Below are 21,422 nucleotides of genomic sequence, written 5' to 3' on the forward strand. Positions count from 1 at the left end.
AAGCTAATCGCAAGATTAGCTTTTCTTGTTTTAAAGCTATTAGGATTCGAAAGAAGGGTCGGCCGGGTTCGATCCAATGGAGGCTCAGGGCTGTGTTTGGGAAATGAGGGGTTGAGCCAATCCCAGCGGGATCACAAAAGAAAAGCTAATCGCAAGATTAGCTTTTCTTGTTTTAAAGCTATTAGGATTCGAAAGAAGGGTCGGCCGGGTTCGATCCAATGGAGGCTCAGGGCTGTGCTTGGGAAATGAGGGGCTGAGCCAATCCCAGCGGGATCACTGAAAAAAGCTAATCGCAAGATTAGCTTTTCTTGTTTTAAGACTATTAGGATTCGAAAGAAAGGTCGGCCGGGTTCGGTCCAATGGAGGCTCAGCGCTGTGCTTCAAGGATAAAGTGTATAACAGCCTCCATCCGTTGTACGGAGCAATCGGTTTCAATTTCCAATTCGTTGATTGCCGTTTCCAGTTTAGACAATGTCTGATTGTAAAATTTAGCTCTCATTACCTGCTGTTATTTTTCTTTCTTACCCTTTTCATTAGACTGTAATTACACGCTCTGTTTTCTGCATATTCAATTTTATGTTCAGATAGAAGCTGTACAATTATTTCGTTTGTTTCATCTTCATTAAGTCCTATTTTTTCCCCGAGGTCAATTTCATTGAGTTGACCGTCATTTTCTATTAATGCTCTGTAATATTTTTCTTTATTTTCCATAATTATATTTTTTTTGCACAGCTATCATCATGTGTGGACTAAAGGGTAAAAGATAGCTGTCGTTTTCAGTAACTTGAATAAGTTCCATTAATGTTCTTCGTTTTTTGTTATTCAGCATATTGGTAAAGTATTCTTTATCCAACCATGCCATACCCTCAACCGCATAAGTATTTAGATAGGTTAAGCCTTGATTTATAAATTCATCTTTTAGCTGTTGTGGCTTATGATAAAATGCTTCTGCTAAAAGCCAAGGGAAATCATCGGGCGGATTGTGCATCCCCCTTATTAGTTCTTCTTTGCACATTTCAAAAAATGGCTTTTTGTGAATTAAGCCGTTTAAAAGACCAACCAATGTTGATGCCGTATAATTGATGGCAAAACTCAAAATAATCCCATCATTCTTTAAAATACGTTTAGCTTCGCAAATGGCTAAATCTCTATCCTCCTTTTTTTGAAGATGATAAAGAGGGCCGTGTAGTATTATTAGGTCTGCATAATTATCTGGAAATTCCAATTTTCGAGCTTCTCCTAAATGTACAAAAAACTTGTTCTTTAATCTATTCGCTCTGTTTTGGGCTATTTGTATATGTTTTGCAACTGGCTCTACCAAATGAACTTGATGTCCTTTTTTAGCAAGCCATTCCGAATACTTTCCCGTACCACCACCAATATCTATTATTTTTGAAGATGAAGTTGGTATATATTTTTCTACGAGTGATTTAATTCTTTCAAATTCAAATACGCCCATTCCTTTGTCAAGTCGAGTTTCTTCGGATGCTCTATTGTAAAATAGCTCTATATCTCTACTTATTAACTGTTTACTATTCATTTTTATTCATCGTGTCACCACATTTTGAAATGTTGAATACACTGCAAAAGTGATAATGCAATCGATTTGACAATCGTTTGTTTTGTTTAAGATTAAGAAATATGTCGATAGGATTATCTGTGCATTAAAAACCACAAGATTTCAATGCATTAATCACTCTGTTTTAGAGTTGTCTTTCGAGTAAGACCAGATAATATGTTAGATATAGTATAACAGACCACAAAGATAGAAAATTTGGATTAATTTTTAACGGTGAATTGGCACTAATATTCCCCGATTAAAAATCACTATTTTCATTGATTTTTTAACAGATCTAATTTGATAGTTTTGTTATGCACATTAAATAGCACAACGGATGAAAAATTTTGTTTTACTTCTTCTAACCCTCTTAAGTATACCTTCGCCAGCCCAAGATAAATTAGCTTCAACGGATTTGGTGTATCCTGATTTAATTCCGACACTTATGCAGAACAGCTTTTATGGTTACTGTGACAAATCACTAAACGTTAAAATAAAGGCACTTTTTGAAAAAGCAGAACTATTCGAAGCTGATTACAATTTCCAACTTTTCCATGTAAATAATCCTGAGATCATTAAATATGGAACAGAAGACTATGCTTGGGTACTATTCAATGGCGAACGCTACCGTATCGATAAAAAGGGAACACGAGTATATAAATACAATGCCGCAGATTTTAAAACAGGTGAAACAACAATTTATCTGTACAAAAATTCAACTGTTTATTTTAGCGACAGCATAGATCAAAACACACTCTTTCAACACATCAAAGACAACCAGAGCGGAAAACAAATATTTCCGGAAGAGCAATCCATTCAGGAATTTCGCATAAAAAATAAGGAGTTGATTGAGGAAGGAGTTAAATTGATTTTCCGCCCCAAAAGAAAAGAAATACCTTACGTAGATTTTACCAGTGAGAACACTTTACTAAAGGGAATAAAAAATAGTGAGACCAATCAAATCATTGTAAAAGCAAAGTATGCGAATATTGAGGAGCTTTATAATAATCCATTACGTGAACAGCAGTATCCGCTGTTTATTGGCTATCGCGGTGACCTCGACAAGGAAATATATGTCGGTCTGAATGGAACCGAGTACTACATCCAAAAAGAATAGCAAGCATTTTGTTCGGAGCCTTCAATCTCTTCAAAAGCAGTTGTAGCAACGATAGCATCCGTAGGAGAAATGACACCTCACAGTAAAAACCTCAATGTCGGTATAAAGCCGGTTATAAATACGGCAGACACATTAGCAACACCTGTCACTATAAATCGCCCGGACGATTTTTTTATATGTATCTGCCGTAAGCCCCTTTTCCTCCTTGATGTTATATAAGAAATCTGCGTATTTTATTTAGCAATTTCTTTCGGTGGGAATATTCGCAATAACTCGCTTCCGCTTAGAAAGCTGCATTTCTTACTCTGATTAACTTACCATCAATTTCATCCGTAAGAATATATAATTTACCCATGGGGCTTTGTGTCACTTTTCGTATCCTTACTCTATCATCAGTAAATAATTCTTCAACACGTTGTACATACTCCCCTTCGATAACCATTCGCCATAAACTACCTTTCGATAATCCGCCCACAAGTAAGTTTCCCGACCAAGCTGCAAACTCACTTCCCGAATAAAAATGTAACCCTGTCGGTGCAACAGTGTGTAACCAGTACCATACAGGGTCCGTATAGACATTATTGGGGATAGCTTTGGGTGCAAACTCCGCAAAACGATACTTCCCAGTCGTTTTCATTGGCCAACCGTAATTTGCTTTTGCATGGAGCACATTAATTTCGTCTCCCTGATGCGTACCGTGTTCGGTAAACCATATTTTGTTATGAGTTCTATCAAGCGTTATTCCTTGCGCCGCCCTAATTCCTATCGCATATAATCCAGGAGTCGCCTTACTTCCAAAATCCAGATTATCCTTTGGGATAGTTCCATCAGAATTAATTCGATAGATTTTCCCTCTTTTATCTTCGATATTTTGAGCAATAGGAATAATTGGTTCGTCCTGCTCAGAAAACAATCTTTCGCCAATGGTAAAATAGAGTTTACCATCGTTCCCAAACACCATTCCACCACCGTAGTGATACCGCTCTTTCGTATAAGGCTCAGCGACAAAAAGGACTTTAATTTGCTGTAAGGAGTCGTCTTTCAGCACTGCTCTTATAATTTTTGTCGTTCTGCTCGCTGACTTTTTGGCGACATACGATAAGTAAACATACTTATTTGTATTAAAATCGGGATCTAACAATATTTCAAATTTCCCGGTATTGTCCCCAAAACCAGCGATGCTATTCTCCAGATCGGTTGGATAACCTTGTATCCTAGTCTTTTCTTTGGTCAAAAGATTAGTCTTCACAAGATGGCCTTCTTTCTCTGATATCAACACTTCATTCTCCGACATAAAAGCAATACTCCACGGCCGTTTTAAACCTTCTATGATGGTTTCCTTTTTCGGTAGAATAGCGTTTACATCCACTATTTTATGGGGTGTTCGTGTCGAAACTTTATCGGCAATAAACCAGCCCTCGTTGGTTTTCATCAGATTAAAATAGTCTGTATACAAATCTCTCTCCGTGCTGATTTCAACTTTTGCGCTCCCCATATTGTTGGTAATATCCATCGCCACTATGCGCGTTTTTAAATTTTTGTTGCGCTCATGAGGTTTGAATAAACTGAGGTATTGATCTCTGGTAAACTCCACAAATTTACCATTGTTATAGTTCTTTAAATGACAGGAAGAATGCATAGCCTGTTCTAATTTAGTACTATCTCCGGTTGCCCAACCATCGAAATAAAGCTCTATTGTCTTTTCTATTAGCTGTCTTTCTGTCGGCTGATTTTGAGAAAATGCGGAAAAAAAAATAACGACAATTAACAAGAGAGTCAGAATTACATTTTTCATAAAAGTGTTTTGATAAGTAATAAAATTTTTATTTGACGCTCAAATTTGCACCTTACTTTTATGATTAGGGTCTTATAACCTAAATGCGGTACTACGATTTTATAATTCTGGAGTATTTAATTTCTGATAAACACTGGGAGTTATACCCTGTATCTTTTTAAACGCGGCAAAGAAAGTTGATTTTGCATTGAACCCGACTTCATCCGCCACAGCTTCAACCGTGAGGCTTGGATTACTTAACAATAGTTTGCAGGCCTCATTTATTCTATACTCGTTCACAAAAAGGGTAAAATTCTTATCAATACTTTCATTTAGAATCTGTGAAAGTTGATGAGTGGAAATATTGATTGCTTTTGCCAACTCTGATATCTTCAAGTTTGGATTTTTAAAAAGCTCCTTTTCAATCATTACCAGTGTTAACTTCCCTATTATTTGCTTTACCTCCTCAGTATCTATTTTTTTGTCTACATATTTCTGCAAAGAGAAAGAAGAGAGGTCGTTCGTTTTTTTTCGATAAAGCAACGTAAATATGACGAGATAAATAATCAAAGAGAAGAAAATAGCGGCATGGATATAGCTGCCCTTGGTAATATTAAAAAATGCCCAAACGTAGGATACAAAAAGTAGCAATACCCCACCACATATAGTCAATATCCATTTTTCAAAAACTTTTATTTCTTCTTTACCAAACGCCCTTTTTATTATTGGCATCAGTAAAAAGACTGAAAAAACAATATAAATCCCCCATTGAAAATAAATAAGAGGGATGATGTAATGCCACCATAAAGGCGCAAAATATTGGTAAGGGTAAATAACACCGATTACAACAATCAATACAAACCAGGCGACAAGTTGCCATAACCACAGGCGAGGTAATCTTTTAATCTTTCTGATTTCAGATTTTATGAAGAAATACAAAAAAGGTCCGATAAAAAGGCATGCGGTTAACCCGATTTGAAGAAATGTCCGTGGTAAATTGGCGTCAAAAAAATAAATAACCGATTTGCCAATCCGAATACTCAGTACCATCAACAATCCACCTAAAAGGTAATTAGGCAAATATTTCTTAGCTGTAAAGAAGATAAAATAAACGCCTAAAATGAACGCGTTAAATGCTCCCAACAAACTAATAAAGAAAAGAATTTTTTCAGCAAAGCTCATACTGCCCTCCCCTCTTTGAGATGCCTGCTATTGTGATAACGATATAAATCGCGGGATAAACAGATGATCTGAAGACTTTGCCATCTTTTTGTTGAATAGTTATTTTAACAAGAAGATGCTGCTTAAATAAATTCGTTACTTTTTGCCCTGTTTTTAGCACAATTGCACCCCTATCCATTTTGGCTAAGGCTTGCAGTCTAGGTGAATGAACTAAAGCAGAGATACTCGCAATAGTATTCAGTATGGTTAGTGGAGAGAACATCGTTAATGGCATCACTATTTATATCACTCAAATATAAATATTTGAGTGATATAAATAGTGATTCAGGAATCAATTCCTAATTTGCAGATCTAATTCAAAGCGACAGCAATTTCTCTCGTTTTGATAATGAGCCGGCAAATTGTTTGTTTCAGTCAATTTAACCATTCCTAAGAAACTAAAACCTGCCGAAGTATAATGTTGAATCAATTTTGTGTTATTTCCCAAAGTGTCAAGGCGGACAAAACGTTTTCCAAGGTTCTTTGCATATTCTTTTGCCCAGTCTACGATTTCATCGATATATCTATTTCCCCTCAATTTTGGATTCGTACAGATACGGTGAATATAAATAGCATCGTTTTTATCTTTTTCGCCCCAAATCTCCTTATCTTCGAAGGTGATGGTCCAATTGCATGCTATTATATGGTCTATAACGATTTTCCATTGACGGCTCTCGTCTATTTCCTTTTTTAGATATGAATATTCAAAGAAAGGCCAAACGACCATTTTCCGCTGCATTTGCAAATCTCTGGCGGCATTATAAAGTGCCATTATATCTTCAATATCGCTTGTTAAACAATTTTTAACTTTCATAGCATAAAATATTTATAATACAAATATCTATATACTTAAAAATTTAAAAAATCCGAATCTTGCGCAATTCGACACTGCGGGGTTTAGAGGCTGTAGTCGGTAAAAATCCTTTACTCAACTACGTGCTGGGAAATATGCCAAGCACTATTATTTTATATGCAATGGAATATTAAGTCATTCTAAACTGGACGCTGATGGCAATACCATCTACAAAGTCTTTTTTGAAGAAAATAGCTTTTGTGCTTTCACCGCCGCCATCACCAAAAAAAAATCGAGCGCATTCAACATCATTGCACTCGACGATGTAGAGTTGATTCCGAATTCAGTCAAACCTTTCCGTGAGTGTAATGATGATCCGGCACGATTTAGCGCTCTTTCAGATTGTTTATCTCGAAAAGAAATGGGTAGTAAAAAAGAACCGTCGGAATGAAATCCTAATAAGTTTTCATCTGTACCCCAAAAAAGCATAAAATATGTACACATCAATGCCCTTCGTACTATTTTTTTTCTTTAAGTTTGGACAAGCTGAAAAAGTATTGGCGCGTATGATTTGAAATTGAACATTTTGTACAACTTAGTCTACACGGCGTCTATATTTTTTCCATTAATCGCCAGCAGGTCGGTCAACTGCGAGACTTAATAACTAATCAATTATGAATTTTAAAGTATTATTTCTACTCCTATTTTTTAAAATAAATTTCAGCTTTGCGCAAAACAACTTTTTGTTTGACAAAACCCTAAAAAAAGACAGTATTACCGCCGAATTTACTACGCTATATAACTTGATGAATAGCATTCATCCTGGAGAGTTTATGTTTACCTCGAAGAAAGAATTTGACAAAACTTATTTTGATCTAAAAAACTCCATCAAGCATGATTTGTCAATCATAGAATACTATAAATTGACCGCTACATTAATGGCAAAGGTTAAAGATGGTCATACTGCAGTTGACAGAAATAAAATTTTAGCATTACTAAAAGAGAGATTGGTTTTCCCATTCAGTATCTATAAAATTAAAGATCAATACTATTTTGATAAGTCTGTCGTAGAAAACAGCAACTATTCCGGCTTACAGATTCTGAAAATCAACGGGAAGAACATCCATTCGGTTGTTAAAGAAATTAAAAACTATATCCATCTGGAAGGAAATAATGAGACTGGATTAAACACAAGGTTTAAAAATTTCCCCTTTTATTATTTTATTTATAACCCATCTCAGACATTCGAAATTGAATATATGGAGGAAAATGGACATGTCAAGAAAGCGATTTTTCCTGGGATTACTTTTGATGCGTTCACTAAAGCCAGTACCGAAAATATTCAACCACTAACGACAGACTTCAAATCAAATAATGTCGCCATACTCAGATTTCATTCTTTTGAAAATGGCTACAACGAAGCTGACAGAAAAATTGCACAAAGTCAACTAGATGCTTTTTTCGCAAAAGTTGACAGTTTAAAAATAAAAAATCTAGTTATTGACTTACGTGACAACGGTGGCGGCGCCGCAGAAATAGCCAATTACTTATTTTCGTATCTGGTCAATGTGCCCTATGATTATTTTGACTATGTTGCAGCCAAATACAACAGCGTAAAAGCTTGGAAACACTATGCACAGTTTCCTGATAATATCGAAGAAATAGACTTAGAAGAAACGAAGAATAAATACGGACTAAACTGCTACACATCGACCAATAGTCCTGATGATTATTGGTGGTTTAAAAAACAAGAAAATAAAACGAATTTTTATACCGGACGAATTAGTGTTTTGATAAATGGTGGATGTTTTTCAACCACAGGGCATTTATTATCCCTAATGCGGGAATATAAAATTGGAAAATTCTATGGTGAATATAGCCAGGGAAGTAACTACAGTAATGCAGGTGGACAGGCTTTTGCCTTACCATATTCGAAAACATTAGTTTGGATACCTACTTTCCAGTATAAAATGAAGACGCCGAATTTTAGGAGTGATCCAAAAGGCATAAAACCAGATGTTGAAATAGCATTACAACCAAAAGACTTAAACACAAAATTTGATCGACAGCTAGATTTTATTCTCCAACAAGTCGTAAATACCTTGTAATGATTTTACTCCTGTTTTCAGACGAATAATGCTTATACATGGCATTGTCCAATTGCATAAATTCTTTTTTCCTTAGCTTTGCAATTCGGTATTACATGACTCGGTATTGATAAAAAAGAAAACATGGAGCAACGATGATAGAAAAACTCCTCTTCGAAATGAATACTTATGCTGCGCTTAGCCCAGCTACGACAGAAATTTTGAAAACTATCTTTCAGGTGAAGCAGTTCAAAAAAAATGAACATATTCTACGTGCTGGAGAATATGCTAAGTACTATTATTTTATATGCAAAGGATTATTAGGTTATTATAAATTAGATCCTGATGGTGATACCATCTACAAAATGTTTTTTGAAGAAAATAGCTTTTGCGCTTCCACCGCCGCCATCATTGAAGAAAAACCGAGCACCTTCAACATCATTGCACTCGAAGATGTGGAGCTAATTCAATATTCAGCCAAGGCTTTCCGTGAGCTTGTCCGCACAAAGCATGATTTGGCGCTCTTTCAGATAGCCTACCTTGAAAAGAATTGGGTGGTCAAAAAAGAACCACTTGAAATCGAGCTCAAGTGGGAATCTGCAAAGGAACGTTATCTTGAACTTGTTAAGAATCAGGTGCTTTTCAAACGCCTCAAGCAGCATCATATCGCCTCCTATCTTGGTGTAACTCCCACGCAATTAAGCCGTATCCGTAAGGAATTAAAAGAATAATTCCATCAACATGTGTACACGTTTTTAAAGATTATACTGTTGAATTTTGCCTTATAAAGACAAAATTTTAAGCTATGAAAACAGTATACACACTCCTATTTTCTGCCCTTAGCCTACCACTGGCGGCGCAAAAAGTCGTTAAGACAAAAATCCATAGTGCCAAAATGGACAAAAACATTGAAACCATTATAATTACACCCGACATGCAAGACGGGATCAATTATAAAACAGTTTATATTCTCCATGGTTATAGCGGCAACCCGACCCGTACAGTGCAAGAAGACATTCCGGACTTAATCCAAAAAGCAAAAACATTTCAGACGATCTATGTACTACCAGATGGAAATTTCAATTCTTGGTACGTAGATAGTCCCATCGATCCACATGCACAGTACACCACTTTTATCGGAAATGAGCTAGTAAGTTACATCGATCATCACTACCCGACGAAACAAAACCGAGATGCGCGCGGAATACTGGGCTGGAGCATGGGTGGCTACGGAGCATTGCACATCGGCATAGCCTATCCACAGACATTTTCGATCGTCGGAAGTTCATGCGGTGCTATTGATTTCGACCGCTTCGGACAAGCCTACCAGCAATATCAGGTAGACAAGGTATTGGGCGATTATAAAAATCTGAACGATGTAGACCGCATCTACAGCAACGAAGATAAAATGAAGCACAATAAACAACGCTATATCCTCGATTGTGGGACCGAGGACCTACAAATGCTGGCAATGAACCGTACATTCCACAAGCATCTGACCGACAAAAATATCGAGCATCTTTACATCGAATCAAAAGGAGGACACGATACTGCTTATTGGAGCAAATCACTATCACAACAATTGGCTTTATTTCAAAACTACTTTCAACATGAAGGACTATAAATCGACGCTCTATGTTGCTGCAGGCGCATGTAGTTATGGACTGCTCGCAACAATTGTGAAATATGCAAACCATTTAGGGATACATACAAGTTTGTTGACCTTTCTGCAGTTTATGTTTGGTTTTCTCTTTTTGTTGTCCTTTAATCTGTTGTCAAAGCGTAATGCAGAAGAACATAACGCCATCAAATTTTCATCAAAAATTAAACTGATGGTCTGGGGCATTTCCCTTGGTCTAACAACAACACTTTACTATCTCTCCATCCAATATATCCCCGTATCCGCTGGAATTATTTTACTGATGCAATCCATTTGGATAAGTTTGGTTGCAGAAGCAGTGCTGTTTAAAAAGTTTCCGTCAAAAGGCAAGATAACAGGAGTTATTATTGTTTTGCTCGGCACGACCTTAGCAACCAATCTATTCCAAAACAATAATAACCTTGATTACAGAGGAATAATACTGGGTTTCGGAGCGGGAATAAGTTATGCGTTGGCAATTTATGCTTCAAGCACAGTGGAGAAAGAGTTACCGAGTCCGATACGTAGCCAATTCTTGGTCTTAGGCGGACTGCTGCTCATCGTAGCATTTTGGAACATTGATATTATTCGGTATATGCAACCTAATGCATTACCTTGGGGATTATTGATTGCCATTTTTGGAACTATTCTTCCACCCTTACTATTTACAAAAGGAATCCCAAAAACCGGCATAGCGATGGGAAATATTATTTCCAGTTTAGAAATTCCCGTTTCTACCTTATCTGCCATGTTGGTTCTACAGGAAGTTGTTTCAGGATTCCAATGGTTTGGCATACTCCTGATTTTAATGGCCGTCATTATAATTAATGTTGGTAAGTCGTAGTAGCCAGCCAATGATTAAATCTATTATATTGCCATAAGATCAGCCCCCATACCGGAACTATGGTTGCAGCCATGTGGAGCATTTCAAATAAGTTGGATGCTCCACCAGTTTGGATCAGAAAGGACGAAAACAATAGGCTAACTGCGGCGGGCAATAAAACAAAGGATAGTGCCCGTGCGAGCCTACTGCTTCTGAATTGCTTATTTAGATTTAGAAAAATAGACATCGTACCAATCGCAATACAGAGTGCCACGAATGAAAGCAGCAATTCAGTAAATAAGGGCATGTAACACCGTGCTCTTTTTGCCGCCTCATTATTTGCCTGAAGTATAGCTGTAAGGACAAAGGTCGTCAATACACTAAACCCTATAACTCGCAAGAAAATAAAACTTAGCTTTCTTTTCATCAGCACAATATTTTAAAATAAATAAACAAAGCGGCGAATAGGCCTGAACTCCTCGTTCCCTCCTATTTCCCTTTAATAAATTTCGACCAGTTCCTACGGGGAGCTGCAATTCCAAAACTGATTTCAACGCCGACCTTTTACAAGTTACAGCTGAAAAATCCCACTAACATCAAGCTTTAATAAAGACAATAATCTTTTTAAAGGTGCAAATTAATCCTTGAAAGATAAATGTCAAAGTAATATTGGACGTGGTATTGACGATATTGGACGCTTGGACCTTAATATTTGTCGGCACGCTACCCCTGATTATTTTTTCATTTTTTTACTAAGGTTTATCCTTCCTGTTACGTATCTATCTAAAATTATACACCATGAGATTGACTGATGATATCAAACAACTAATCATAAAGTACATTGGCGACAACTTAACGTCCGATGAAAAGGCTGATTTAAAGTTATGGTTGGATGAATCAGCAGAACACCGTATTTTTTTTGAAGACCTCCTGGATAGCAATGATTTGATAAACGACTTAAATCAATGGAACGAGCTTCAGGCTTCAGATGCAATGGATTGGAACGAAAGGTTAAAAGCAAAGACCCTAGAAACAATTCGGACCACTGCGGTAAAATCATCCCCCATCAGAAATATGAAACGCTTGCTTCCCTACGCTGCAGCTTTAATAAGCATAATCTTAGGAGGTTTGATGTATTTCATGGTTAGGAAACAAGTTGCACCAGTCAGTAATCGAATCGTCTTAAATGACGTAGAAGCACAGAGCAACCAGGCAGAAATACGGCTTTCGAACGGCAAAGTGCTCCAGGTATCGAGTCAGAAAGGAGCCTTGGTTTCAGGAGACAATTTAACCTACGAAGACGGTACTATCCTTCAAAACGCATCTTTAAAAGGAGATCTGATGGCCACAGTCAATACCCCCGCAGGCACAATGCTGCAACTCCAATTGGAAGATGGATCGGAGATTACGCTCAATGCAAAAACAACACTTAAATACCCACTTCATTTTGCAAAAAACAAACGTGTTGTTGAAGTGGACGGCGAAGCCTATTTTAAAATTGCAAAAAATAAAAAGGTGCCCTTCCATGTCCTTTCCAACGGGCAACAAATTGAAGTCACGGGTACTGAATTCAACGTAAACACCTATTCGAAATCCCAAAGTAGTACAACGCTTGTGGAGGGAAGTATCAATCTATCGGCGCAAGGGCAAACATTACAGCTCAAGCCCAATCAGCAAGCGCTCTTAGCTTCGGGTCAACTATCTAAAAAAGTGGTCGATCCCGCTAATTACATCGCATGGCTCGACAATAAATTCTATTTTAATGAAACGGACCTTCATACTGCTCTACAACTGATCGGCCAATGGTATGACCTGCAAATCATCTACACGCAACCGATAAAAGAAACACTTTTATATGGCGAGATTAAACGCACGAAAAGTCTCGCGGCAGTCCTAAAGATCCTGGAGCGTAGCCATATTAAATTTGAATTGATCCAAGAAAATGGAATTCGTAAACTCTTTGTTTCAAACTAACCAATTATCCATAAAATAACCCAAAAACAACAATTATGAGAAAACCAACCTAACGAGACCAAACGAGATACTAAAAAAGCCGACCAATGCTACGAACATTAATCGGCCATAATAGCGATCTCCATTTTTGACCGATTTACCCAATCAGTTTAATAATAGATTATATCCCTAATTCAACAAATTTATGAATTTTAATTTTCTTGTTCATAGAAATCGAATTGCTGTGAACATACCCAAGCAATGGAAGACCAAAATGAAGCTTAGTGCCTTTTTTACCCTTGCATGTGTTGTTAAGCTGTCGGCAGCTAGCTACGCACAATCAATTACTATTAACGCCAAAAAAATGTCTTTGGTGCAGGTATTACGTACCATCCAAAAACAGAGTGGCGTCCCCTTTCTGTTGAATGGTAAAGAACTTGCCGACATTAAAATTGAGGCGCAGGTTCGTAATATGCCTTTAGAAAAAGCCATACAGGTTCTCTTAAAAGACCAACCTGTCGATTGGAGTTTTCAGGATAATATGCTTGTCGTAACGAAGTTAAAAACAAATTATCCGACTTATGAGCTTCCAAATAACTACACGTTAGTACAACAAACCCGCACATTCAAAGGAAATGTTCACGATAGCAAAGGAACAATACTCCAAGGCGCGACGATTATAATAAAAGGTTCGACAAGGGCAACCACCACAGATGAAAGTGGTAACTTTCAGATCGAAGCAAATAATAATGCCGTACTCGTAATTAAAATGATCGGCTACCAAACCAAAGAAATCCCATTATCCAACCAGCTTTACCTGAATATTGAACTTAGCCAACAGGTCGATGCTTTGGAAGAAGTCGTCGTCGTAGGATACGGTACGACAAAAAAGAAAGAATTAATCGGTTCGGTTTCGCAAGTTGATGGGAAACAACTAGCAAAACGCTCGGTTCCCCAGCTTGCTCAGGCCCTTACAGGTCAAATGCCCGGTGTGACCGTTATACAACGATCTGGTCAGCCTGGAGCAGCAAACAATACCATACAGATCCGTGGTGTGGGTTCGTTCGGCGCAAGTACCGACGCACTTATTTTAGTCGACGGTATACCCACCAATTCCTTCAATGATATCGATCCAAATGATGTTGCATGGATATCGGTACTGAAAGACGCCTCTTCGGCAGCCATATACGGAGCTAGAGCCGCCAACGGCGTTATTCTAGTTACAACAAAAACCGGGGCAACAGGTGGAAAATTAACGGTCAATTACAATGGCTATTACGGTATCCAGAAACCAACAGCGTTCCCCGAATTTGTCAACTCTTGGGAGTACGCTTCCTTGCTCAATGAAACCACAAGTGGCGGCGGAGGCTACACCGCAGAGGAGATCCAAAAATTTAAAGATGGCTCGGATCCGGACAACTACCCAAATAGTAATTACTTGACCAGTTCATTCAAGTCCCAAGCGGCGCAAACAGGCCACAACTTAAATATATCCAATACCACAGATAAAATACAATACACCTTATCTGCTGGCTTTCTCAATCAAAAAGGTATTGTCATCAAAAACAATTTTGACAAATACAATGTCCGTCTCAATTTCATATCAAACCTCAATGACAAGCTCAAATTAACAACGCGGGTAGCGGCAATTCAGACCGAAACAGACGAACCCGCAGCACCAGCAACGCTTGACTTCTCCCGCATGACGGATATTATTTCTCAAGTGATTCGCTATCCAGCCATATACCCTATACGCCTGAGCAATGGCGACTGGGGCGCAGGGAATAACTTGAAGGGGACACCTGTATCTTTCCTGGAGAGCGAATCCTTCTACAAAGAAAAAGTGTCTAATATCTCAGGAAACGCAAGACTTGACTGGAAACCGATTTCAGATCTGACCTTGTCCGCTATCGGAGGCTATACGCAGACGAATGGCCGCACAAAACTTTTTAGAGCCTCACAACGGATCAACAATTCCATTACGCTCGGACCTTCCAGCCTCAATCAAACTGCTCCTTATGAAACATATAAAACTTTTCAGGCCTTAGCAGACTATAACAAAACGATCGGGGAACATTCCTTGAAAATATTGGGCGGTTATTCTTTCGAGAAAGGCTACAGCGAAGGTTTAAGTGCTTACCGCCAGAATTTTCCCAGCAATGATCTTACCGAGTTAAATGTAGGTTCACCAGATGGGCAACAAAACACTGGTACTGCTACTGAGTGGGCATTGGAATCGTTATTTGCACGCGTACAATATAACTATGCCAAGAAATACCTTGTCGAAGGTGTTGTTCGATATGATGGATCTTCCCGCTTTCCAACGAATAAAAAATATGCGACCTTCCCTTCGATTGCAGTAGGTTGGCTACTGAGCGAAGAATCGTTTATAAAAGACCATTATAGTTGGATAGACGAGCTGAAACTGAAAGGTTCTTATGGGGTTCTCGGTAACCAAAATATCGGAAATTACCCCTATCAAAATATTTTAAATACCGGTTATAATTACCCATTTGGTAACGCAATATCTCCAGGCGTAGCTCGAACCACAATTGTTGACCCTACGCTACGCTGGGAATCGACCCGAACGGCAGATGCGGGCGTGGAAGTGGCTTTATTTAAAAATTTACTGACATTCAGCAGTACCTATTACAACCGATACACTTACGATATTTTGGTGAGCCCAGGTTCCAGTGTTTCGAATGTGCTAGGTTTTGACGTCGGCCTACAAAACTCTGGGAAACTACGAAATACAGGATGGGAATTTACGTTAGGGCATCAAAAAAAATTAAATGATTTTTCTTACAACGTAAATCTAAACTTCTCTACGGTCAAAAATAGGATCGTCGATTTGGGTGTCGGCAATATCAATCAACCGAATGGCTTAGTAGGAAATGGTTCAACTCTGTTTATCGGTTACCCCATCCAAGCCTACTACGGCTACCAGGCCGATGGCTTGTTTGTTGACGCAGCCGATATTGCAAGCTATGCCAATCAAACCAGCATCAACCCCAAACCGCAACCGGGTGATATCCGATACAAGGACATCAGTGGCCCCGACGGTGTACCTGATGGAAAAGTAGACGCTACGTACGACCGGACTGTGATTGGATCACGTATCCCCAAATACACCTACGGGATGAATATCGGGATGAACTACAAAGGATTTGACTTAGGAATACTTCTTCAAGGTGTAAGCGGTGTTAAAGGCTTATTGGACAATTATGCTGGATTTGCGTTGACACAAAACGGCAATATCCAACGCTGGCAAGCTGACGGCAGATGGACTGCAGCCAATCCCGATCGAAATGCCATATATCCAAGAATTGAACAATTGCCGAATACCGGCACACCAAATACCCTGCTATCAGACTACTGGTTACTGGATGCGAGCTACCTACGATTCAAGAACATCCAATTGGGCTATACCATTCCTAAGCATATCCTTAACAAATGGAAATTGTCGGGTCTAAGGGTTTACGCAAATGCCGAAAACCTATTCACGAAAAGCAGCTATAGAAAAGGTTGGGATCCCGAAATCAATTCAAGCGGAGCCTACTACCCTATTATGCGCAATTTTACATTTGGGGTTAACCTTAGTTTCTAACCAATCGATAAAAAACCATGATACACATCTCATACAAACCTATAAAATTGGCCTTATGCATTCTCTTCGCATCAAGCCTGAGTACCAGTTGCAAAAAGCAACTGGAAACCAACCCACTGGATAAATTTGCCAACGAAACCTTTTGGACAAATGAAACCAATGCAAAATTGGCTTTGACGGGCCTATATAAAGGTGAAATCCAAATGAACTCCCTCGCCGAATTCAGCCCCACAGATTGGTGGTCCTATAACGGTCTGCTTTACCTGGAATTTGCTTCGGACAATGCCTACGATAGACGTGGAGATAATTCCGTTTTCAATAAACTATCCGATGGTACCTTAACGAGCAATAATAGCGTTCTCGGAAATTACTGGACACTTTCCTACAAAAGAATTGCCCGCACAAATTTTTTCCTTGAAAATATTGACAAGGCTCCCATTTCAGCAGATCTACTCGCACGCTTTAAAGCAGAAGCTCGGTTTATTCGTGCTTGCCAATATTTCTACCTGTCCCAATACTGGGGTGATGCCCCTTTAGTTACCAAAACTTTAACACCCAGTGAAGCAAATCAGGTTTCCAAAGCGAAAAAACAGGAATTGGTTACATTTGTCGCGCGTGAATTGCAGGAAGCAGCAAACGACTTACCTAGTTATGGCAAATTGACTACCGCAGAACGGGGCCGCGCAAGTAAACAGGCAGCCCTCGCTTTCCTTGGACGCATCCAACTGGCAGAAAAATCTTACGCCGACGCTATCAAAAGCTATGAGCAGATCATCAATGCCAATGAAAATAGCATAGATCCTAACTATTCAGGCTTGTTTAATGGAACCAACGAAACGAGCAAAGAGATTATTTTTGCCACGCAGTACTTGGTTGATCTTGCCGGAAACGGTATGTTTCAGCACAATTTTCCGGCAATCGCAGGCGGCTGGCATCTTCACTGCCCGCTCGGTAGTCTTGTAGAAAGCTATGGTTTCACCGATGGAACGGCATTTTCGTACGATGATGCGCGGTATAATGCGCAAGACATCAGCAAAAACCGGGATCCGCGTTTAGCCTTCACGGTGATAACGAATGGTGACCGTTTCAAAAACCTTAAATATACGTCTCACCCCGACTCCACCCTATCTATCGACCAATTGACAACCACAAAACAGGCCACACGTACGGGCTACGGATTACGCAAGTTCAACGACGAAGGGTTTAGTGGAAACTTACAAAACTCTGGAGCCGACGTTCCTATTGTACGCTACGCCGAAGTTCTCCTGAGTTACCTTGAAGCCAAACTCGAAAATGGAGATCCTATTACCAGCGACCTACTGGACAAAACCATCAACGCTGTCAGAAAAAGAAGCAGCGTTAATATGCCAGCCATTAACGTCCAAAGTAGTACCTCCTTGCGTACGACGTTACGCAACGAAAGACGTATTGAACTCGCATTGGAAGGACTACGTTATTGGGATTTACTACGTTGGGGTATCGCAAAGGATGTACTGAAAGGTGACTTTTATGGCGCTCCATTTCCAAATGCGAAAAATCTTCGTATAAAATCCGGTGGAAGTAAAGACCCTTATAGCCGATGGTATGTGACCAGCAAGTCCTTCCGGGCTGGCCAAGATGAACATTGGCCAATTCCACAAAATGAAGTTAATATCAATCCAAATTTAAAATAGTATCTTGGGTATCGTCAATTGTCAAACGATACCCTTTAAACAAAACTTAACGTATATGAAGAAGCCACTATCACTAACGTTATTACTCTCCTCGAGCCTTTTCGCAGCGCTCCCCACGGTTAGTTTTGCCCAAAAGGCTAGTAAACCAAATGTGATCTATATTTATGCTGACGACCTTGGTTTTGGTGATTTAAGCAGCTATGGTGCCAAACAGATCGAAACCCCCAACCTGGATAAGCTCGCCCAAAGTGGCGTACGATTTACCAATGCTCATAGTACTTCGGCAACCTGTACCCCTTCCCGTTTTGCATTGATGACCGGAACGTATCCATGGCGTCAGGAAGGAACAGGCATTCTGCCCGGGGATGCCAAGCTAATCGTTCCTACTGATAAAATCACCTTACCCAAAGTATTTAAACATGCGGGCTACGCTACTGCCATTGTTGGCAAATGGCATATGGGACTCGGAAATCAGGTCCAAAAAGACTGGAATGCCCCCATCAAACCCGGACCTAATGATGTAGGTTTTGACTATTCATTCATTTTTCCTGCAACAGCAGATCGCGTCCCAACGGTGTTCCTTGAAAATGATCAGGTCGTGGCTGCAGAGGCCACTGATCCAATCCTGGTCGACTATGAAAAGAAAATAGGTAACGACCCCACAGGAAAAGAGCATCCCGAACTGCTCAAAATGCATTCTTCACCTGGCCAGGGACATAATCAAACTATTGTCAACGGTATCGGAAGAATCGGTTACATGAGCGGTGGAACACGTGCCAGATGGGTAGATGAAGAAGTTTCCACAACATTTCTTCACAAAGCCCAGGACTTTATTTCGCAACATCAAAACAAACCGTTCTTTCTCTACTTCTGCTTGACAGAACCACACGTCCCACGTATGCCTGCAACACAATTTAAAGGTAAAAGCAAACTCGGCTACCGCGGCGATGCAATTCTTCAATTGGATTGGACCGTCGGACAAATTCAACAGCAATTGCAACTTTTGGGACTTGACAAAAACACGATTATAATTTTCAGCAGCGACAACGGCCCCGTTCTCGACGACGGCTATATGGATGGCGCTGTGGCCCAGCAAAATGGCCATTTACCCGCAGGTCCACTACGCGGTGGCAAATATAGCATCTTCGAAGGCGGAACTCGGGTGCCCTTTATCGTAAGCGGCAAGGGCGTTGCACAGGGAAAAGTTTCCAATGCATTGATCAGCCAAATAGATCTCTTGGCAACAAGTGCCCAATTATTGGATGTTCCACTAAAAGCAGATGAAGCAAAAGACAGCGCGCCGCTCTTGAAAACCTTAACCGGTCAAGATAATAAGGGACGTAGCAGTATGGTTCAGCATGCACAGACACTTGCCATCGTAAAGGACGAATGGAAATATATTGCGCCAAGCAAAGGTTCCCCCTACATGAAATTAACCGATACAGAAACAGGAAGTCTTCCGGAAGATCAGTTATACGATCTTAAAAATGATATCGGCGAAAAGAATAATGTGGCTTCAAAATATCCAGAAAAGGTCGCTGAACTCAAGCAATTATTGGAAGGAGAACGTAAAAAATGAAACTAAAAGTTGGACTCTCCCTCATCCTCCTCGGATGGGGGACTCTTTTTGCACAACAAAAGAAAAAGCAGCATAAATTGCCCAATATTATATTTTTTTATGCGGACGATTTAGGTTATGCCGAAACTGAGCCCTATGGACAACGATTGATCAAAACACCACATATCCAACAGCTGGCACATGAAGGTTTACGCTTTATAAACCACTATACAAGTACTCCAGTATGCGCCCCAGCCCGTTGCATGTTATTAACAGGCAAGCATGGTGGCCAATCTTATATTCGTGGAAATTATGAATTGGGCGGTTTCGCAGATAGCCTCGAGGGTGGCCAGATGCCACTACCTGAAGGAACATATACCATGGCTCACCTATTTAAAAAAGCTGGTTATCAGACCGCTGCCATTGGAAAGTGGGGACTTGGGATGAATAATTCCACCGGAAGCCCCAATAAACAGGGATTTGACTATTTCTTTGGTTACCTGGACCAAAAACAGGCACACAATTACTACCCAACACATCTTTGGGAAAATGAAACAAAATATCCCCTTCAAAACAAGGAAAAATTTGTCCATTCTCCTTTGGATTCCAGTAAGGCCACGGCGGAGGAATTCAAACAGTTTGACGGTAAGGAATATGCACCTGAACTAATGACAGAGAAAGCACTGGCTTTTATCGACAAAAACCAACACAAACCTTTTTTCTTATACCTTCCTTATACATTGCCGCACTTATCACTACAAGTTCCCCAGGAATATGTAGATAAATATAAGGACCTCTTCCATGATAAACCTTATTACGGACAGGACGGCTATACGGCTACCCCCTATCCAAGAGCAACCTATGCCGGTATGATCACCTATCTGGATGACCAGGTCGGCACGATTATGAAGCATATCAAATCATTGGGAATAGATGACAATACCATTATTTTGTTCTCCAGTGACAACGGAACTGGTTTTAATGGGGGTATAGATTATCGTTTTTTTCGCAGTGTCGATTCACTTAGAGGATTGAAAATGGATGTTTTTGAAGGCGGTATCAAAGTTCCGTTAATTGTCAGGTGGCCCAACCGCATCAAAGCGAATTCCGAAACAGACTTGATTTCGGCCCAGTACGATCTCATGGCTACCTTCGCTCAGCTGGTTCAACAAAGCCCCGGCCACAGCAATGGGCTCTCCCTCCTTCCAACCTGGCTGGGTGAAAAGAACCAACAAAAACATCAATATCTTTATTTCGAATATCCAGAAAAGGGCGGCCAGATCGCCATACGCGAAGGACGCTGGAAGGCAGTCAAACTCGATCTGAAGAAAAACCCCAAAGCAAAATGGCAATTATATGATTTAACAACAGACCCTTGGGAAGAAAAAGATATCGCGGTACAGCACCCACAAATGCTGCAGCATTTCGATGAAATTGTCAATAATGAACACCAGCCTGCTCATATACAGGAATGGGAGATTGTAGCGAATAAGATGATTAAAAAATAAATCGATTTCTTTCTTAATTTTTTAATCTTAAAAAACTTGGGTTGTCCGGATTGAATCATGGCAACCCAAGTTTTTTATGTAATTTAGCCAAGCAATCCATAGCGGGGCTCT

At 39.6% G+C, this 21,422-nt stretch carries 17 protein-coding genes; 10 read left to right on the forward strand and 7 right to left on the reverse strand.

Annotated elements, in window-relative coordinates; all coding sequences use genetic code 11:
• Positions 1-367: 367 nt before the first annotated feature.
• Genes M2419_RS13050 through M2419_RS13060 form a run of 3 tightly spaced genes read right to left on the reverse strand, consistent with a single transcriptional unit; the run spans position 368 to position 1,540 of the window.
• Positions 368-499: a hypothetical protein gene (locus tag M2419_RS13050; RefSeq protein WP_259255229.1), complete on the reverse strand. Its 132-nt coding sequence runs from the start codon at positions 497-499 to the stop codon at positions 368-370.
• On the reverse strand, positions 499-711 hold the full coding sequence (locus tag M2419_RS13055; protein WP_159728625.1) for a hypothetical protein: 213 nt from the start codon (positions 709-711) through the stop codon (positions 499-501). Before M2419_RS13055 ends, M2419_RS13050 begins: the two co-directional genes overlap by 1 nt.
• Entirely contained in the window at positions 701-1,540 is an 840-nt protein-coding gene (locus tag M2419_RS13060) for a bifunctional 2-polyprenyl-6-hydroxyphenol methylase/3-demethylubiquinol 3-O-methyltransferase UbiG (RefSeq protein ID WP_259255230.1), read from the reverse strand. Before M2419_RS13060 ends, M2419_RS13055 begins: the two co-directional genes overlap by 11 nt.
• A gap of 355 nt (positions 1,541-1,895) precedes the next feature.
• Here M2419_RS13060 and M2419_RS13065 point away from each other — a divergent pair, with 355 nt between their 5' ends.
• Positions 1,896-2,675, forward strand: a complete 780-nt coding sequence (locus M2419_RS13065; RefSeq protein ID WP_153846916.1) for a hypothetical protein — start codon at positions 1,896-1,898, stop codon at positions 2,673-2,675.
• Between the two features lie 283 nt (positions 2,676-2,958).
• Here the strand turns inward: M2419_RS13065 and M2419_RS13070 are convergent, their stop codons facing one another.
• The 3 genes from M2419_RS13070 to M2419_RS13080 form a co-directional block, all read right to left on the reverse strand.
• A complete protein-coding gene (locus M2419_RS13070) occupies positions 2,959-4,470 on the reverse strand; it encodes a PQQ-dependent sugar dehydrogenase (protein WP_153846915.1) in 1,512 nt (503 codons plus the stop codon).
• A gap of 99 nt (positions 4,471-4,569) precedes the next feature.
• Entirely contained in the window at positions 4,570-5,631 is a 1,062-nt protein-coding gene (locus tag M2419_RS13075) for a helix-turn-helix domain-containing protein (protein ID WP_153846914.1), read from the reverse strand.
• Between the two features lie 331 nt (positions 5,632-5,962).
• Positions 5,963-6,484: a GNAT family N-acetyltransferase gene (locus M2419_RS13080; RefSeq protein ID WP_153846913.1), complete on the reverse strand. Its 522-nt coding sequence runs from the start codon at positions 6,482-6,484 to the stop codon at positions 5,963-5,965.
• Positions 6,485-7,137: 653 nt separating this feature from the next.
• Between M2419_RS13080 and M2419_RS13085 the strand changes: the two genes are divergently transcribed.
• The 4 genes from M2419_RS13085 (at position 7,138) to M2419_RS13100 (ending at position 11,033) form a co-directional block, all read left to right on the forward strand.
• Positions 7,138-8,571, forward strand: coding sequence for a S41 family peptidase (locus tag M2419_RS13085; RefSeq protein ID WP_153846911.1), 1,434 nt, complete (start codon positions 7,138-7,140; stop codon positions 8,569-8,571).
• Positions 8,572-8,705: 134 nt separating this feature from the next.
• The gene (locus M2419_RS13090) at positions 8,706-9,281 is read left to right on the forward strand and encodes a Crp/Fnr family transcriptional regulator (RefSeq protein WP_182332680.1); all 576 of its coding nucleotides are present in this window, start codon (positions 8,706-8,708) and stop codon (positions 9,279-9,281) included.
• A gap of 74 nt (positions 9,282-9,355) precedes the next feature.
• The gene (locus M2419_RS13095) at positions 9,356-10,174 is read left to right on the forward strand and encodes an alpha/beta hydrolase family protein (RefSeq protein ID WP_153846910.1); all 819 of its coding nucleotides are present in this window, start codon (positions 9,356-9,358) and stop codon (positions 10,172-10,174) included.
• Complete coding sequence (locus M2419_RS13100; protein WP_153846909.1) at positions 10,161-11,033, forward strand: DMT family transporter; 873 nt, start codon at positions 10,161-10,163, stop codon at positions 11,031-11,033. The genes M2419_RS13095 and M2419_RS13100 overlap by 14 nt, the downstream gene beginning before the upstream one ends.
• Here M2419_RS13100 and M2419_RS13105 read toward each other — a convergent pair.
• Entirely contained in the window at positions 11,014-11,439 is a 426-nt protein-coding gene (locus tag M2419_RS13105) for a hypothetical protein (RefSeq protein WP_153846908.1), read from the reverse strand. The two genes, M2419_RS13100 and M2419_RS13105, sit on opposite strands and share 20 nt — an antisense overlap.
• A 371-nt stretch (positions 11,440-11,810) precedes the next feature.
• Between M2419_RS13105 and M2419_RS13110 the strand changes: the two genes are divergently transcribed.
• The 5 genes from M2419_RS13110 (at position 11,811) to M2419_RS13130 (ending at position 21,311) form a co-directional block, all read left to right on the forward strand.
• Positions 11,811-12,986, forward strand: a complete 1,176-nt coding sequence (locus M2419_RS13110) for a FecR family protein (RefSeq protein ID WP_153846907.1) — start codon at positions 11,811-11,813, stop codon at positions 12,984-12,986.
• 184 nt (positions 12,987-13,170) lie between these two features.
• Entirely contained in the window at positions 13,171-16,572 is a 3,402-nt protein-coding gene (locus M2419_RS13115; RefSeq protein ID WP_153846906.1) for a TonB-dependent receptor, read from the forward strand.
• 17 nt (positions 16,573-16,589) lie between these two features.
• The gene (locus M2419_RS13120; protein WP_259255231.1) at positions 16,590-18,245 is read left to right on the forward strand and encodes a RagB/SusD family nutrient uptake outer membrane protein; all 1,656 of its coding nucleotides are present in this window, start codon (positions 16,590-16,592) and stop codon (positions 18,243-18,245) included.
• A gap of 55 nt (positions 18,246-18,300) precedes the next feature.
• Complete coding sequence (locus tag M2419_RS13125; protein WP_182332692.1) at positions 18,301-19,824, forward strand: sulfatase-like hydrolase/transferase; 1,524 nt, start codon at positions 18,301-18,303, stop codon at positions 19,822-19,824.
• Complete coding sequence (locus tag M2419_RS13130; protein ID WP_182332694.1) at positions 19,821-21,311, forward strand: arylsulfatase; 1,491 nt, start codon at positions 19,821-19,823, stop codon at positions 21,309-21,311. Before M2419_RS13125 ends, M2419_RS13130 begins: the two co-directional genes overlap by 4 nt.
• The last annotated feature ends 111 nt before the right edge of the window (positions 21,312-21,422 follow it).

The organism is Sphingobacterium sp. BIGb0116 (genome assembly GCF_024808035.1).
GTDB classification, from domain to species: Bacteria; Bacteroidota; Bacteroidia; order Sphingobacteriales; family Sphingobacteriaceae; genus Sphingobacterium; species Sphingobacterium paramultivorum.